Raw genomic sequence first — 15905 nt, 5'->3', positions numbered from 1 at the left:
CTCACACGGTGAGGGGCGTGCCGTTCCTCCACACGGCGCGGGTCTTGAGCGTGTCGCCGATGGTGGTCGTCGGGTCGCCGTCGACCAGGAGCAGGTCGGCGCGCAGCCCTTCGGCGATGCCTCCGCGGTCGGTCAGGTGGAAACGGCGCGCGGTCGTCGCGGTGGCCGCGCGGAGCGCCTGGACGGGCGTGAGCCCGGCGCGCACGAGGTACTGGAGTTCGTGGTGGACGCTCGCGCCGTGGGCGAGGCCGCCGAGGAACGGCAGGGGCAGGGACGCGTCCGTCCCGGCCAGGATGTCGACGCCGGCGTCGGCGAGCGCCTTGACCGAGGCGAGCACGTCGTCCAGGACGCCCTGGGGGTAGTGGCCGAAGCTGGAGCGCAGCGCCTTGTCCCAGGCGGGGTCCAGCCGCACGGCGACGCGCGGGTCGTCGGCCAGCTCACTGCCGTCGATGCCCATCATGGACGCGTTGAGCACGACGCACGGCACCACGAAGACGCCCGCGTCCCTGATCAGCGCGATGATCTCGTCGGTGTGGGGGCGGTCCATGAACAGGTGGGCCAGCCCGTCGATGCCCGCCTCGACGGCCATGCGGGTGGCGTCGATCGTCAGGGCGTGGGCGATGGTGAGCATCCCGTGCCGCTTGGCCTCGGCGACCCCGGCGTTCAGCGTGGCCTGGTCCAGCATCGGCAGCCCGGGGTGGCCTTCGACGGTGCCGTCGTCGACCATGAACTTGATGTAGTCCGCGCCCTGCTCGATCAGCTTCGGGACGAACGCGACCGCCTCCTCGGGCGTCGAGGAGAACGGCATCAGCGGCGGCCGGCCGGACCGGGCGCCCGGCGGAGGCCCGGGCCGGAAGTCCTCGGGGAACAGCTCGCTCGGGTGGCCGCCCGGGGGAGTGATGGCGAAGCCGGACGAGCGGACGTCGGCGACCGAGTCGTCGGCGCTGATGTCCGCCCGGTTGTTCCGGGTGTTGGTGCCCTGCATCTCCAGTTCGGTCGTGACGCCGAAGCGCAGCGCCAGGGCCAGCGACTCGCGCTGGGTGTGGACATGGGCGTCGATCAGGCCGGGCAGCAGGGTCGCGCCCCGCGCGTCATGGATCCGGGCTCCGGCCGGCGGCTCGCCGCCGACCTGCGTGATGCGCCCGCCGTCGAGGACGACGGTGGTGACGCCGAGCGGCGTCTCTCCGTCGAAGACCCGGGCGCCGGTGATCGCTGTCGGGGACATGAGGGCTCCTTCGTTCGTCGTCCCCTCCAGGGTACATAGCTTTGGGTATGCATATGTCATTCGAATGACATATGTGGCCGTCTAGAATGGGCGACATGCCGCATCCGCACGACGCCAGCACCGAAGCCCTGCTCGACCAGGTCGGACCCGCGCTGTCCCGGCTGCGCCGCCGCACCGCGCGCGATCGCGGCGACCTCACCCGCAACCTGGTCCTCAACGTCGTCGCCGACGCCGCCGGGGAGATGACCGTGGGCGGCGTCGCCGCCGAGATGGGCGTCACGCAGCCGGTCGCCAGCCGCACCATCGCGGCGTGCATCGCCGACGGCCTCCTGCGCCGGGCCGCCTCCCAGGAGGACGGGCGGCGGATCGTCCTGCGCCTCACCCCCGAAGGCGAGGCCGAACGCCGTCGCTTCGCCGCCGCGCAGCGGGCCGCCTTCGAGGCCATCACCGCCGCGTGGGACGCCGACGACCGGGAGCGCTTCGCCCGTTACCTCGTCCGCTACGGCCAGGACGCCGCCGACTGGGCCGCCGGGCGGCGCGTCTAGGGTCAGCCGAAAGCGCGGCGGTACGCGGCGGGACTGACGCCGGTGGTCTTCTTGAACCGTTCGCGGAACGCGGTGGGCGAGCGGAATCCGACCTGCGCGCCGACGCGTTCGACGGAATGCCGCGTGGCCTCCAGAAGGTGCTGCGCCCGGCGGATGCGCGCGCGATGGAGCCACTGAAGCGGGGTGGTTCCGGTCTGCTCGCGGAAATGCCGGATCAGGGTCCGGGTGCTCGTTCCGGCATGGGCGGCGATGTCGGCCAGGGAAAGGTCGGAGTTCAGGTTCTCCTGCAGCCAGACCAGCAGCGGTTCGAGCGACGACCCGTGGGGAGCGGGCGGGTGGTCGTGGACGATGAACTGCGCCTGCCCGCCCTCGCGCTCCAGCGGCATGACCGACAGCCGGGCGGCGTCGGCCGCGACGGCCGAGCCGTAGTCGCGGCGGATCATGTGCAGGCACAGGTCCAGGCCCGCGGCGGCGCCGGCGGACGTGAGGATCTGGCCGTTGTCGACGTACAGGACGTCCGCGTCCACCTCGACGTTCGGATAGGCGGCGGCCAGGAGACCGGCCGCGGCCCAGTGCGTGGTGGCCCGCAGGCCGTCGAGGAGCCCGGTGGCGGCCAGCGGGAACGTGCCCGAGCAGATGGACGCGATGCGCGTGCCGTTCGCGGCGGCCTCGCGCAACGCGGCGCGGACCTCGGGAGCGGGCGGCGTCGCGGGGTCGGCGGTGCCGGGGACGATGATCGTGTCCGCGTCCGCGAGGCCGTCCAGCCCCCAGGGCGCGCGCACGGCGAAGGCCCCGGCGGCGACCTCCGGCCGCTCGGCGCAGACGCGGATGCGGTAGCCGGGCCGCCCGTCGGGGAGCCGGGTGCGCGAGAAGACCTCGATCGGGGTGGACAGATCGAAGGGGATCACCTGGTCCAGCGCGAGGACGGCGACGGTGTGCATGTCCAGAACGTACCGCTGCGCCGGGGTGATTTCCCGGCGCACGCGACGCTTTTCGGCAGGTCGCAGCTTTCTCCGGGCCCTTGGCATTTTCCCGTTGGAAGGTGTCGCTCACGCCACTGGGGGACGCGATGGCGCCCGGTTAGCGTCGGGATCGATTCCGGCACGCCTCCCGAAAGGACTTCTTCATGCGCGTTCAGATCGTCCTGTTCGACGGCTTCGATCCGCTCGACGCCGTCGCCCCCTACGAGGTCCTGTACGCCGGCGGGACCGCGTCCGGCGGCGCGGTGACCGTGGAACTCGTCACCGCCGAGGGACCGCGTCCGGTGGCCGCCGGGATCGGCGGTCTGGTCCTCCAGGCCACCGCCGCCCTGGACCCCGACCGCGCGGACCTGATCCTGGTCCCCGGCGCCGCGGGCCGCCTGGAGGAAGGGGAGGAGGGACCGGACGAACTCGTCCACGTCCTGCTCGCGCGCGCCCTGGAGACCGAACTGCCCGCGCTGCTGAAAGCGGCGAAGGACGACCCCGGCGTGACGCTCGCCAGCGTGTGCGGCGGCTCGATCCTCCTGGCCCTCGCCGGCCTGCTGGAAGGCCGCCGCGCCACGACCCACCACTCGGGCCTGGACGTCCTCGCCACCACCGGAGTCCACGCCGTCGACGCCCGCGTCGTCGACGACGGCGACCTGGTCACCGCCGCGGGCGTCACCTCCGGCCTCGACCTCGGCCTCCACCTTCTGGAACGCGAGGTCGGTCCCCAGATCGCCCACGCCGTCGAGACGCTTTTCGCCCACGAACGCCGCGGCATCGTCTGGCGCGACCAGGGCCCCGCGCCCGCCACGTTCTGACGCGCGTCGTCCGTCTGCGGGCGGACGCGGGGCGTTCGCTCCGCCCGCGGGCGGAGGCGGAAGACCGGACCCTGGCCGGATCCCCGCCGCCGCGCGCGTCCCTAGCGTCGTCGGGGAGATCCGGCGCGGCGTGCGGCGGACGCGATCAGACGGGTGGTCTCGGCGGTGGCGGATGTCAGGGCGGGCGTGCTCGCGGTGGTCATGGCGGCCGGATCGCCGGGGGCGTGTCCTCCGGCGAAGGCGCCGCTGACGGTGCGCGTCGACTCGGGGTGGCTGCGGGGCGTGGAGAAGGGGGATTCGCGGCAGTTCCTCGGCGTCCCGTACGCCGCGCCGCCGACCGGCGCGCTGCGCTGGACGCTGCCCCGGCGGGCCCGTCCCTGGCAAGGCGTGCGGGACGCCGGACGGCCGGGCGACGACTGCGTCCAGCCCGCGCGGAAGCCTCCGGCGCCGTCCAGCGAGGACTGCCTCTACCTCAACGTCACCACCCCGCGCGGACGGCGCGGCGGCCTTCCGGTCATGGTGTGGTGGCACGGCGGCGGCTTCACGCAGGGCAGCGGCAAGGACTACGACGCCCGGCGCCTGGCCGAGCAGGGCAATGTCATCGTCGTGACGGTGAACTACCGGCTCGGGATCTTCGGCTACCTCGGGCTCCCCGGGCTGCGCGGATCGGGCGACTTCGGGTTCGCCGACCAGATCGCGGCGGTGGAGTGGGCGCGGCGCAACGCCCCGGCGTTCGGCGGGGACCCGCGCAACATCACCGTGTTCGGCCAGTCGGCGGGCGCGATGTCGGCGTGCGCGCTGCTCACCTCGCCCAAGGCCCGGGGCCTCGTCGCCAAGGCGATCGTCTCGTCGGGATCGTGCGATGTGCGCTGGCCCGTCGGCGGCCTGTTCCCCGGAACGCCCGCCGAAAGGCCCTATGTCTCCCTCGCCCGGTCGCGGGACGACGGCCTGGCCGCCGCGAAGGAGCTCGGCTGTCGCACGGACGTCCTGGCGTGCCTGCGGCGCAAGACCTCCGCCGAACTGCTCCCGCAGTCGCCGTCCTTCGCCGACCATCTCGCCTACGGCACCGAACTGCTGCCCGAGGACCCGGCGGCGGCCCTGCGGAAGGGCGCGTTCGCCCGCGTCCCCGTCATGATCGGCGGCACCCGCGACGAGGCCCGCGCGTTCGTCGGCGGCGCCCTCGCCTACGACCCGACGCTGATCACGCCCGCGACGTATCCGCGGCTGCTGCGGCGGGCGTTCGGTGCTCACGCGGACGCCGTCGCCGCCCGGTACCCGCTCGCGCGCTACCCGTCCGCCGGGCTGGCGTGGGCGGCCGTCCTCACCGACGCGTCGTGGGCCTGCCCGGCGCTCTCCGCCGCCCGGCGGCTCGGCGCCTACTCCTACGAGTTCGCCGACGAGAACGCGCCGAACGTCAACGGGCTGCACGTCCCCGACGTCCCGCAGGGCGCGGCGCACGCCACCGACCTGCCGTACCTGTTCGACCTCGGCGGACGGGACCTGCTCGGCACGCCCGACCGCGTGGGCCTGGCCCGGACGATGATCGGCTACTGGACCGCCTTCGCCCGCACCGGCGACCCGAACCATCGCGGGGCGCCGACGTGGCGGTCCGGCACGCTGAGCCTCGCACCGCACGCCGTCCGCACCGTGGACGCCGCCGCCGAGCACCAATGCCGCTTCTGGGGCTGACGCCGGGCGTCCGGCTCGTTGCGCTGCTAGCGTCACTGACTGTGCCGGATCGGTTCGAAGCGACGCTCTCGCCGCGGTGGCGCACGGTCCTCGTGGGATGCGCGCTCGCGCTGCTGGCCCCGGTCGTCCTCCTCACGCCCGACGGGGTTCCCGCGTCCGCCGGACGGGCCGCGCTGATCGCCCTGATCGCGGTGCAGGCGGGCGCCGTCTGGTGGATGGGCGAGCGTCCCGGGGTCGTGACGGCGGTCGAGCTGGTCGCCGGGGCCGGCGTCCAGTTCCTCGCGCCCGAGATCGGTCCGGGGATCGCGCTGGTGGTCGTGAGCACGTTCGCCTGGCTGCGTCCGGCGCGCGAGTCCCTCTGGGGGGCGGTGGCGGCGCTGGTGCTGACGACCGTCCCGCCGTGGGCGTCCGGGCACGGCCGGGGCACGCTGCTGTGGGCCGCCGCCGCGCTGCTGGCCTGGAGCTGGGGCGCGCTCGGACGGTCGCGTTCCGCGCGCCGGGCGGCCGAGGCGCGGCGCGTCGTGCTGGAGGAGCGCGCCCGCATCGCCCGCGAACTGCACGACATCCTCGCGCACACGGTCTCGGTCATGGTCGTCCAGGCGGCGGCGGCCGACGACGTGTTCGACGCGAACCCGGCGCGGGCGCGGCAGGCGCTGCGCGATCTGGAGTCGTCCGGGCGGCGGGCGCTGACGGAGGTCCGGCGGTTCCTGCGCACCGTCCGCGCCCTGGAGCCCGAACCCGACGCGGACGCCTTCGCGCCCCAGCCCGGCCTGGCCGACCTCGACGTGCTGACCAGGCCGCTCGCGGCTGCGGGACTGGACGTCCGGCTGCACGCCGAGGGGCTGGACGACCGGACGCTGCCGGCGGGCGTCCAACTGTCGGCGTACCGGATCGTGCAGGAATCGCTCACCAACGTCCTGCGGCACGCCCGCGCCCGGACGGCCGACATCACGCTCGACGCCACCGGCCGCCACCTCGTCGTGGAGGTCCGCGACGACGGCGGCGGGCGTCCGTCCGGCGCGGGCGGCGGCCAGGGCATCGCGGGGATGCGCGAACGGGCCGCGCTGGCGGGCGGATCGCTGGACGCGGGCCCCGATCCGGCCGGCGGGTTCCGCGTCCGCGCCCTGCTGCCGCTGGAGGAGACGTCGTGACCATCCGCGTGCTCGTCGCCGACGACCAGGCCCTCGTCCGGGCCGGCTTCAGCATGATCATCGACGCCCGGGAGGACCTGGCGGTCGTCGGGGAGGCCGAGGACGGCGCGCAGGCCGTCGAGCAGGCGGCCCGGCTCCGTCCCGACGTCGTGCTGATGGACGTGCGGATGCCCGGCGTCGACGGCATCACCGCCACCCGGCGGATCGTCGCCGCGCCCGACCCGCCGAAGGTCGTCATCCTGACCACGTTCGACCTGGACGAGCCGCTGTACGCCGCGCTGCGCGCCGGGGCGAGCGGCTTCCTGCTGAAGGACGTGCGCCCGCCCGAACTGGCCGACGCGATCCGGGTCGTCGCGCGCGGCGAGGCGCTGCTGGCCCCGACCGTGACGCGCCGGCTCCTGGACTGGTTCGTGGCCGTCCAGCCGAGCGAACCGGTCGCGCCGGAGCGGCTGGCGGCGCTGACCGATCGCGAGGTCGAAGTGCTGACGCTCATCGCCAGGGCAGCCACCAACACCGAGATCGCCGCCTACCTGGTCGTGGCCGAGGCGACCGTGAAGACCCACGTCTCGGCGATCCTGCGCAAGCTCGGCGCCCGCGACCGCGTCCAGGCCGTCGTGATGGCGTACGACCTCGGGCTGGTCCGGCCCCGTCCCTCCGCCTGAGGTCGTACCCGCAGGACCCGCCGCGCGGCCGAGGCCGGGCGGATTCCGTCCGCCTAGGCTCGTTTCGAGAAGCCGGAGAAAAGCGGGAGGATCGCATGTTCAGGTCGCGTCGGGTGCGCAAGAACGACGTTTGGGAAGGTGTCGTCACCGGCAAATCGCGCAATGCGCCGGACGGCTCGAATCTCTACCACTATGTCGAGGTCGCGCTCAACGACGGCGGCACCAAAAAGATCCGCGTCGCGCGCGCCCTGTGGGACGCGCTGACGCCCGGCGACGGAATCGTCAAGCGGACGGGATCCGACCCCGAGCGGAAATGACGGCCGCTCCGTCGGCGGACGAGCGGCGTCGGCCCGCCTAGACTTCCCCCATGTCGATGAGCACCGATGGCCGGACGGATCGCCGCGGGCTGCTCATCGACGCCGCCGCGCAGTTGTTCGCCGAGCGCCCCTACGACGAGGTCACCACGACCGAGATCGCCAGGCGCGCCGGGGTGGCCTACGGGCTGATCGCGCACCACTTCGCCAACAAACGCGGCCTGTACCTCGCCACCGTCCGGGCCGCCGCCGACCGCCTGCGGGCCGTCCACGAGGCCCCGCCGGCGGGCGACACCCCCGCGGCGCGACTGCGCGACGCGCTCACCCGCCACATCGCGCACATCGAGGCGAACGCCGGGGGATACCTCACGCTCACGCACAGCGCCCAAGGGACGGACGTCGAGGTGCGCGGCATCATCGAGGAGTACCGGTGGCAGGGCGCGCTGCGCGTGCTCGCCGCCGTGGGCGTGACCGAGCCCGTCCGTCCCGCCCTGCGCACCGCCATGCGCGGCTGGGTCGCGTATCTCAACGAGATCATCGTGGACCACCTGCGCCACCGCGAACTCAGCCGAGACGACCTTGCCGGGCTGGCGATCGCCTCCCTCGCCGCGTCCGTTCGCGCCGCGCACGCCGTGGATCCGGCGATCGGCATCGACCTTGAGCTCGTCGACCGGATCCACCCGCCGGTGAGCGCGATCGGCACCGCTCGTCAGGACGGGTGAGGGAGGCCGCCGGTCAGTCGTCGACCCAGTGGTTGTCGTGCAGCAGGAAGAACTCTTCGCGTTCCTGTTCGCTCATGTCGGCGAGACCGGCGCTCAGCCCTTCGAAATAGCCCTCGCGCGGCGCTCCGGGAGCGAACAGCAGCAGCAGGGACGCCGGTTCGTCGGTGCTGTTGTGGAAGGCGTGCAGGCCCCCGATCGGGACGTACAGGAAATCGCCGGGCGTGGCGTCGATCCAGCGCTCACCGTTGAAGAGGTTCACCGTCCCCGAAAGGACGAAGAAGGACTCCGACATCGTGCGGTGGAAATGGGTGCGCGGCCCGCGCCCGAGCGGCGGCATGTCGATCCGGTAGAGCCCGAACTCTCCGCCCGTACTGGCGCCCGTGGCCAGATAATGGGTGCGCTGGCTCTGGCTCGCGCCGGTGACGCCCCCGTCGACGCCGCCCGAGACCAGGTCCGGCTCGGTGTCGGCGGGCCGGAATCTCGCGTTGACCAGACCCGTCGTGCCGCCGTAGCGGGACGGGGGATAGGCCATGAAGGACATGTCTCGACCTCTTCGTGCGTAGTGAACGGTCTGATGAAACCCCGCGGTTCATTCCCCCGCGCGGGGACGCGTGAATCGTCCAGGCTGCCGCCGACGGTGATGCGGGCGACGCCCAGCCGTGCCCGTTCGGCGACCGTCCTCGGCTCGCCGGTGAGGCCCGCGACGATGTTCAGGGGAGCCGGGATGCGGGCGGCGAGCGCGGCGATGGCGTCCGGGCGACCGCGTCGGCCACATCGGCGGCGTCCGGGCCGTAGCCGGCCTCCAGGTCGGCGGCGACCGGACGGCCGGTCGCCCCGACGATCTGCGCGAGCCGGTCCAGCATCGCGGCGCGGCTCAGGGCTCCGTCCGGGACGCCGTGGCTGAAGGCGATGCCCGCGCTGGTGGTCGCCAGGACGGGAAACCCCGCCTGCTCCATGACGCGGGCCGAGCCGCCGTCCCACACGTTCGGGATGACGAGCGGAACGGTCCCGTGGTGCAGCGCCAGGAATGCGGCGGCCTGTGCGCGGCGTCGTTCTTCGGTCATGGTCACAACTCTAGGAACAGATGCCCCAGAACCTGCAATCAGCACCGACAGTCCGGGGCCATAGGCGTCCCGGCCGCGGCCCGCCCATGAGCATCATTAATCGCCGAGCCACCAAGCACCAACATAGACCGCTCCATACCGAGAGTCCGCGAACGATCGTTTACGACCCCCATTCACTTGGTGAGTAATTGTCGGCGAACATTCGTCGCACACTACATGGCCTGGTGCCCGTAACTGCTCTACAAAGGAGTCCCCGCGCACCCACCCCGCCATCAGGAGAATCGGTGAAAATCCGCTCCATCCTGCCCACCTCAGCGCTGGCAGCATGCGCCGTCATCGCGATGACGGCCACCACAGCGTCGGCAGCGACCACCACCATCCGCCAAGAGACCGCCACCGGTGCCCCCTACTCGGGGAACTGGCAGGTCTCCACCGTCGGCCCCGTGAAATTCGGGATCACCTTCCTCGGCCTGAACGTGACCGGCACGTGCGACAACGCCAACCTCAAAGGCACGATCACGTCAGCCGGCAACGGCGCCCTGACGGCCGCGTCGATCGGCGCCTGCACGACGTCCAACGGCCTCTCGTCCCCGCCCACCGACCTGGGCGACCTCCCCGGCAACACCGGCCACGTCACCTACGCGCCCGTCAGCGGCGGACGCGACGGCACCCTCGCCATCGACGGCGACCTGACCTTCAAACTCGAAGGCGACTTCCTCTTCGCCCACCGCGTCTGCTACTACGGCTTCCGCACGAACAACACCCCCGGCCTCTCCTTCGACATCTACAACCGCGACAACCCCAACCGCCCGCTCCCCAACGACGACGCCCAGGGCAAGTCCACCAACATCACCCTGGTCAAACTCACCGGAAGCGACGGCCTCTGCCCCAACAACGGCACCCTCAACGCGTCCGCCATCGCCCGCGGCGAAAGCACCCCCGGCTCAGGCACCTTCGACCGCAAGCTCTACCTGACCCCCTAACCCGCTGACACCCGTTCCCGCTTCCGCGGCCATCCCCCAGATGACCGCGGAAGCGGGAAACGACCGCGCGCGTCAGAGGATTGCGTCGAGAAAAACAGAGCGAGCGCCCGATGTCTCGGGCGGCGAGTTCGGATTCGAAAGGCCGGAGTACATCGGCGTTGCAACGTCCTTGCCGCCGAATTGCCGACATCACGCGCCGTGCGACATCAATGCGCTGAGATTCGTTCGAGCCCTCCGGCGGATCGACGCCCATGCCGGAGAGTGCTGCCCCCGGCGAGCTGCTGCAGCGGATCCGCCGGCTCGCCAACGCCGCCGAGGGCGCCGGGGCGAGGAGCCCGCGGACAGCTGCTGGCGCCGAGATTGACCGACGGTGCGGCTGTAGGGGTGCTGGCCGAGGTCCCCGGCGGCTTGACGGGTGCCGGGGCGGTCCTCGCAGGTGCCGCATGAGCCCTGTCTGTGTTCGGGATGTTGCCGATGCCGCCTGGTTCTGTGCTCAAATAGACATTGTCATCTATCTGCTCCTGGCCTCCGCACTGGAAGGTTCTGATGGCATCGACGTACTACAAGCACGCCCTGCTCGCGACGCTGACCGGGTTCTCCCTGGTCGCCGCCCTGCCGTCGTCGGCGGTGGCCGCCGGGCCGATCGAGGACGTGTGCGCCGGGCCGATCGGCGAGCTGAAGAACATTCAGGCCCAGATCCGGGTGCACAACGCCAAGCCGCGGGTGAGCACGGACCGCGCCTACGTCAACGCCCACAACGCCGAGGCGAGGCAACTCAACGCCGCGCAGGCGCAGGCCATCTCGCGGGTGCGGCAGTGCGTCAGTGCGTTCTCCCAGGTCATGCGCAACCATCCGCAGTCGACGTTCCCCAATCCCAACCCCAGTCAGATCGCCCGGCTGTCGGATGCGACCAAGAAGCTGACCGACACGCAGCGGCAGGCGGTCACCCGCTGGAATCCCAAGACCTACGACTTCCTCGACTACGGGCCGGGGAAGAAGGCGATGACGACCCGGGTGGACAGGATCCCGCCGGACTTCCCGCCCTCCATCCGGTCCGTCATCCGGCCCATCTACCAGGCACTCGACAAGACCCGGCCCGCCATTCCCCGGACCAGCGTCCTCCAGGGCAAACTGCCCCCGAGGATCGGCGGGCCCGACCCCGCTTACGGCAACGGGAGGCCCGTCACGGGCGTGGCCTTCGACCACATCATTCCGCTCCGCCGCTTGGTGACCATGCGGAACTTCCTCAAGCTGACGCCGGAGGACATGTGGCGGGTGGCCAATTCGCCGGCGAACTCGCAGTGGCTGTCCAAGACGGCCAACAGCTCCAAGCTGTCGGGCAGCTCGGCCTTCATCTCGGGCGCCGACCCCACATGGCTCCGCGAGCAGGCACAGCTCAGGGAGAGGGCCGAGAGCGAAGTCCAGCAGCTCATCGAGGCGCTTCTGAAGACCCAGAAAGGCTGAGCCGATGGAACCCGACGGACACCGGCGACCCGGCCCGCAGCACCCCTGGCAGCAACCCGGCCCGCAACAGCCCTGGCCGCAGCGACCGCGACCCCGGCGGCCGAACCCTGCCGTTGTGGTGCCCCTCGCATTGGTCGCCCTGGTCGGCGTCGTAGTCGCTGGCTATCTCGTCGTCGCCGGCCTGAACAGTGCCGGCGGTGAGAAGGACGAGATTCGCAAGACGGTCAAGGAGTTCGCCGGCGCCGTTGATCGCAACGACAACGTCACCCTGTTGTCGATGCTCTGCCCGCAGGAGGCTGCCGGAGTCGCCGACGATATCGACGCGCCGGACGGCCGCGGCGACCCGAACGCCAAACCGATCCCGATCAAGGTCGACGACGTCAAGATCAACGGCAATGTCGCCGAAGTGCGCGTGACCCGCCCGCGGCAGAAGCCCGCGACGCTGTTCCTCCGCAAGGAAAAGGGCGTCTGGAAACTCTGCGACACCGAGCGCTACAACAAGGCGAACTAGCCGGGCGCGCATCAAGCCGAGACGCTCGCGGGGGAGACGAGGTGCTTGGTGGCCGAGATCGTGCTGCGCCTGGTCGTCCGGCCACTGACGCGCGATGACCTGCCGGAGTGCGGCTGGACGCATGAGACAGGGTATTGGCGAACCGGAAATCGCTGACGTTCTCGTGCCGATTCAGGGATTGCAGGGGCCGGAGCGGTTCAGGGGAACTTGAGTTCACATTTCGATCGGCTCTGTCTGGCAGGTGACTTGTCGGGCGTGGACGGCGCGTGTATAAGCGAGAAAAGACGCTTTGCGCTTTTGCTGTGGCCGGGTCGGTGTTTCGGCTGAGTCGAGGCAGGGATTCGGCTAATTCTCAGTGAGGGGAGCATCGGTATGTCGTCCGCGCCCGATCGCCAGTGTCCCGTTCTCGATCCGACAGGTCGTGCGTTGCACGCGGAGGCGGCTGCGTTACGCGCCGAGGGGCCGGCGGTGCTCGTCGAGCTGCCGGGGCCCGTCCACGCCTGGTCGGTCACCCGGCACAGCGTCATTCAAGCGCTGACCGGCGATCCCCGCGTCTCGCGCGACGCCCGGCGGCACTGGCCCGGTCTGGCCGAGGTGCCCGCGGGCTGGCCGCTCGGACCCATCGCTCTGCAGGACAACTTCTTCAACAGGTACGGCGAGGAGCACCGCGCGTCCCGGCGCCGCATGGCCCCGTCGTTCTCGCCGCGGCGGGTCGAGCGGATGCGTCCGCAGGTCCAGGCGACCGCGGACCTGCTGGTCGAGCGCCTCGCCGCCCTGCCGCCCGGGGCGACCGCCGACGTCCGGCGGGAACTGGCGCTGCCGCTGACCATGACCGTCATCTGCGACCTGTTCGGCGTCCCCGACCACCTGCGGGAAAAGCTCGGCATCGCGATCGACGCCGTTCTGGACCCGTCGGTCGATCCGGAACGCGGGCTGGCCATTCAAGCCGAACTCCACGAGCGGCTCACCGAGCTGATGCGGTACAAGAAAGGGCATCCGGCGGCCGATCTGACCAGCGACCTGCTCCTGCCGTCCGCGCCCGACCAGGAGCCGATCCCGGACCCCGTTCTACTGGACACCCTCTTCCTCATGATCGGCGCGGGTTACGAGACCGCCGTCAACCTCATCACCAGCGCCGTCCAAGCCCTTCTCGTCCACCCCGAATACCTGACCCTAATCCAGGACGGGACCATCGGATGGGAGGACGTCGTCGAGGAGACCCTTCGCGTCGACGGCCCCGTCATGTACGTTCCGCTGCGTTACGCCGTCGAGGACATCGATCTCGGCGAGGGCGTCGTCATCAAAAAGGGCGACCCGATCATCATCGGCTTCGGCGCGGCCGGACGCGATCCCGAACGGCACCCCGACGGTCCGGACCGCTTCGACCCCGCCCGCACCGACAAGGAACATCTCGCGTTCGGCCACGGCCCCCACTTCTGCCTCGGCGCGCACCTCGCACGCTTGGAGGCGAACGTCGCCCTGACCACATTGTTCGGGCGGCTACCCGACCTCGCTCTCGCCAATCCCGGGGAACAGTCCGCCCGCATCCGGTCCTTCATCGTCACCGGCCCGGTGAATCTGGCGGTCGTTCCCCGTCCGGCATGACGTCCGGCTCTGAGATCGCCCAAGGCGTTCACGTGAGGACGGTCAGGAGTTCGGCGTAGAGCGCGGCCGGGTCCAGGTCGGGGACGGGACGGAGCGTCGCGTCGCGGAGGCCGGCGGTCGGACGCGACGCGGCGGCCAGGCAGGAGTCCAGCTTGGTGAGCTGTTCCTCCTCTGTGAGCGTCGGCTTCGTCGATTCCGTGACGGCGGTCCGGACGGTGCCGTCGTGCAGCGTGACCGTGACCCGGCAGAGTTGCGCCCCGGGGAAGGCCGCGTCGGCTTCGGGGTCTCCGGTGAACTCGATGCGGTCCACGAGGGACAACAGGCCGGGGTCGGTGAGCGCGTCGGGCGTGAGGTCGCCGAGGCCGACGCCCAGGCCGCCGCCCCCGCGCAGCGCCACGGCCACGGTGAACGGTCCGGAGAACCGGGCCTCGTAGGGCGTCGCGGGCCGTCGTTTGGCGGCGAGCGGTTCGGCGATCGTCCGCAGCGTCGGCGTGGGGACGCCGACGACGACCGTCGCGATGTCCGAGGCCCGCAGCCCTGCCCGGCGCAGCCGGACGGCCAGGTCGATCGCCGGATGCGTGAACCCGTTGGTCGGATAGGGCTTGAGGTGCGTGGTCTCCATCCGCCAGCCGTCCCCCGTCAGGAGCGGCGGGACGTCGCCGGTGACGCCGGTGAAGGCGTGCCGGAACCCGAAGCGTCCTTCGATCGCGGTCGGCGGCGCGGTGAGCCCGGCGCGGGCCGTCAGCGCGGCCGTGATCCCGGACGAGGCCGCCCACCCCGCGTGCACCGGCTTGATCCGGCCGCCGGTGCGGTTGCTCTCCAGGATGCCGCCGGCGAAACTGCACGCGATGCCGATCGCGTGCGCCAGCTCCTCGGCGGAGAGGCCGTACAGCAGCCCCGCCGCGGCGGCGGCCCCCATCGGCGCGCACACGCCGGTGGGATGGAAGCCGCGCTCGAACAGCCGTGAATTGCCCTCGCCCACAACGACCGCCAGCTCACCGAACCACAGCGCGACCTCGTCGGCGAGGGCGATCGCGGTGAGCGTCCGGACGCCGTCCGCGCCCGTCGACGCCGCGACCGCGAGCGCGGCGGGCACCGAGACGCAGCTCGGGTGGACGAGACTCGGAACCTGCGCGTTGTCGAAGTCCAGGGCGTGCGCCGCGGTGCCGAGCACCAGCGCCGCGTCCCGCGCCGTCGCGGTGCCGACCGCGCCGAGCACGGACGTGACGGCGGCGTCCCCGCAAGCGGCGGCGGCCACGCCCACGGTGTCGATCAGGTGCGCGCGGGCGCGGGCGAGCACGCGCGGCGGCGGGCTCGCCGCCGCGTCGACGATCTCCCGCGCGAGCACGGCCGGGCGCCCGCTCACGCCGGGACCGATCCGAACGCGACGGCGAGCGGCCGGACCGGCGACCCGGTGGCCCCGACGATCTTGAGCGGGATCGCGACGAAGAGGAACTCGCGCACGCCCCGCGCGGCCAGCCCCTCCAGATCCATCACCTCGATGATGTGCACCCCTCGTTCCACGAGCAGCACGCCGTGCGCGGGCAGCCGCGAGTGGCCGGCCCCGGGCGCGATGCGGTCGGTCGCGGTCGTGTCGCTGCCCACCGCGCGCACGCCCTGGTCGGCGAGCCACCGGGCGGCGGACTCGGTGATGCCCGGGACGCCGGTCGCGGCGCCGAGGTAGGCGGCGGCGTCGCCGTAGAGCTGCGGCCAGCCCGACCGCACCAGCACCACGTCCCCCGGACGGATCGCGAGCGGCCCGAGCGCGGCGGCGACGTCCCGCTCGGTGATCCCGTACCCCGGCTCCAGCCGGGACACGCCCTTGAGAGCTGGGACGTCGGCGAGGAGGCCCCGGGTCAGGAACGGCGCGACGGTCTCGACGCCGTGCACGGTGAACCGGCCGCCGACCGAGGCGGCCAGCGCGTCGTGCCCGCCGAACAGCCGTCCGTCCCGCGCGGCGTGGCTGAACGCGTCCAGGTGCGTGCCGACGTGGCCGCCGGTGACGATCAGCTCGTTCGCGCCGCTGCCGCCGTCCGGCCCCACCCGGTCGCCGTGCCGCCGGATCAGCGCCATGCGGAAGCCCGGATGGTTGGGCGAGCACGGCATCCCGGCCTCCAGCGGCTGCCCGAGGTCGAAGACGTCCGCCGTGCCGAGCGCGTCGAACAGGTCCGCGAGATCGACGGCCAT

17 protein-coding genes are annotated in these 15905 nt (G+C 72.1%); 11 read left to right on the top strand and 6 right to left on the bottom strand.

Features of this window, described 5'->3' with window-relative positions:
- Position 1: 1 nt before the first annotated feature.
- The gene (locus GQ466_RS27940; protein ID WP_161106056.1) at positions 2-1225 is read right to left on the bottom strand and encodes an amidohydrolase family protein; all 1224 of its coding nucleotides are present in this window, start codon (positions 1223-1225) and stop codon (positions 2-4) included.
- A 95-nt stretch (positions 1226-1320) separates the two neighbouring features.
- Here GQ466_RS27940 and GQ466_RS27935 point away from each other — a divergent pair, with 95 nt between their 5' ends.
- Positions 1321-1770, top strand: coding sequence for a MarR family winged helix-turn-helix transcriptional regulator (locus tag GQ466_RS27935; RefSeq protein ID WP_161106055.1), 450 nt, complete (start codon positions 1321-1323; stop codon positions 1768-1770).
- Positions 1771-1772: 2 nt separating this feature from the next.
- On the opposite strand, the gene GQ466_RS27930 is transcribed toward GQ466_RS27935, so the two are convergent.
- A complete protein-coding gene (locus GQ466_RS27930; protein ID WP_161106054.1) occupies positions 1773-2711 on the bottom strand; it encodes a GlxA family transcriptional regulator in 939 nt (312 codons plus the stop codon).
- 185 nt (positions 2712-2896) lie between these two features.
- On the opposite strand from GQ466_RS27930, the gene GQ466_RS27925 reads away from it, so the two are divergent.
- From GQ466_RS27925 to GQ466_RS27900, 6 genes are all read left to right on the top strand, one after another.
- On the top strand, positions 2897-3553 hold the full coding sequence (locus GQ466_RS27925; protein WP_161106053.1) for a DJ-1/PfpI family protein: 657 nt from the start codon (positions 2897-2899) through the stop codon (positions 3551-3553).
- Between the two features lie 165 nt (positions 3554-3718).
- Positions 3719-5242 carry a carboxylesterase family protein gene (locus GQ466_RS27920; RefSeq protein WP_202421244.1) on the top strand — a complete coding sequence of 508 codons (1524 nt, stop codon included), beginning with the start codon at positions 3719-3721 and terminating at the stop codon, positions 5240-5242.
- A 41-nt stretch (positions 5243-5283) separates the two neighbouring features.
- Positions 5284-6393, top strand: coding sequence for a histidine kinase (locus GQ466_RS32515; RefSeq protein WP_202421243.1), 1110 nt, complete (start codon positions 5284-5286; stop codon positions 6391-6393).
- Entirely contained in the window at positions 6390-7055 is a 666-nt protein-coding gene (locus tag GQ466_RS27910; RefSeq protein ID WP_161106051.1) for a response regulator, read from the top strand. Before GQ466_RS32515 ends, GQ466_RS27910 begins: the two co-directional genes overlap by 4 nt.
- Before the next feature lie 113 nt (positions 7056-7168).
- On the top strand, positions 7169-7372 hold the full coding sequence (locus GQ466_RS27905; RefSeq protein ID WP_202421242.1) for a DUF7489 domain-containing protein: 204 nt from the start codon (positions 7169-7171) through the stop codon (positions 7370-7372).
- A 50-nt stretch (positions 7373-7422) separates the two neighbouring features.
- The gene (locus GQ466_RS27900) at positions 7423-8091 is read left to right on the top strand and encodes a TetR/AcrR family transcriptional regulator (RefSeq protein ID WP_161106049.1); all 669 of its coding nucleotides are present in this window, start codon (positions 7423-7425) and stop codon (positions 8089-8091) included.
- Between the two features lie 13 nt (positions 8092-8104).
- Here GQ466_RS27900 and GQ466_RS27895 read toward each other — a convergent pair whose 3' ends face one another.
- Positions 8105-8632: a cupin domain-containing protein gene (locus GQ466_RS27895; RefSeq protein ID WP_202421241.1), complete on the bottom strand. Its 528-nt coding sequence runs from the start codon at positions 8630-8632 to the stop codon at positions 8105-8107.
- Between the two features lie 169 nt (positions 8633-8801).
- Positions 8802-9155 carry an isocitrate lyase/phosphoenolpyruvate mutase family protein gene (locus GQ466_RS27890; protein WP_161106048.1) on the bottom strand — a complete coding sequence of 118 codons (354 nt, stop codon included), beginning with the start codon at positions 9153-9155 and terminating at the stop codon, positions 8802-8804.
- 284 nt (positions 9156-9439) lie between these two features.
- On the opposite strand from GQ466_RS27890, the gene GQ466_RS27885 reads away from it, so the two are divergent.
- From GQ466_RS27885 to GQ466_RS27870, 4 genes are all read left to right on the top strand, one after another.
- On the top strand, positions 9440-10138 hold the full coding sequence (locus GQ466_RS27885) for a hypothetical protein (protein WP_161106047.1): 699 nt from the start codon (positions 9440-9442) through the stop codon (positions 10136-10138).
- Between the two features lie 546 nt (positions 10139-10684).
- Positions 10685-11602 (top strand): hypothetical protein, encoded by a 918-nt coding sequence (locus tag GQ466_RS27880; protein WP_161106046.1) that lies wholly within the window; start codon positions 10685-10687, stop codon positions 11600-11602.
- Positions 11603-11717: 115 nt separating this feature from the next.
- Positions 11718-12113 (top strand): Rv0361 family membrane protein, encoded by a 396-nt coding sequence (locus tag GQ466_RS27875; RefSeq protein ID WP_161106045.1) that lies wholly within the window; start codon positions 11718-11720, stop codon positions 12111-12113.
- 468 nt (positions 12114-12581) lie between these two features.
- Positions 12582-13718: a cytochrome P450 family protein gene (locus tag GQ466_RS27870; RefSeq protein WP_337193652.1), complete on the top strand. Its 1137-nt coding sequence runs from the start codon at positions 12582-12584 to the stop codon at positions 13716-13718.
- A 28-nt stretch (positions 13719-13746) separates the two neighbouring features.
- On the opposite strand, the gene GQ466_RS33010 is transcribed toward GQ466_RS27870, so the two are convergent.
- A complete protein-coding gene (locus GQ466_RS33010; RefSeq protein ID WP_161106043.1) occupies positions 13747-15084 on the bottom strand; it encodes an MmgE/PrpD family protein in 1338 nt (445 codons plus the stop codon).
- Positions 15081-15905, bottom strand: a complete 825-nt coding sequence (locus GQ466_RS27860; RefSeq protein WP_161106042.1) for a cyclase family protein — start codon at positions 15903-15905, stop codon at positions 15081-15083. Before GQ466_RS27860 ends, GQ466_RS33010 begins: the two co-directional genes overlap by 4 nt.

Origin of the sequence: Actinomadura rayongensis, assembly GCF_009831215.1 — a bacterium.
GTDB lineage: Bacteria > Actinomycetota > Actinomycetes > Streptosporangiales > Streptosporangiaceae > Spirillospora > Spirillospora rayongensis.
The sequence above is the reverse complement of the archived record's forward strand: the minus strand, read 5'-3'. Positions and strand labels throughout refer to the sequence as shown.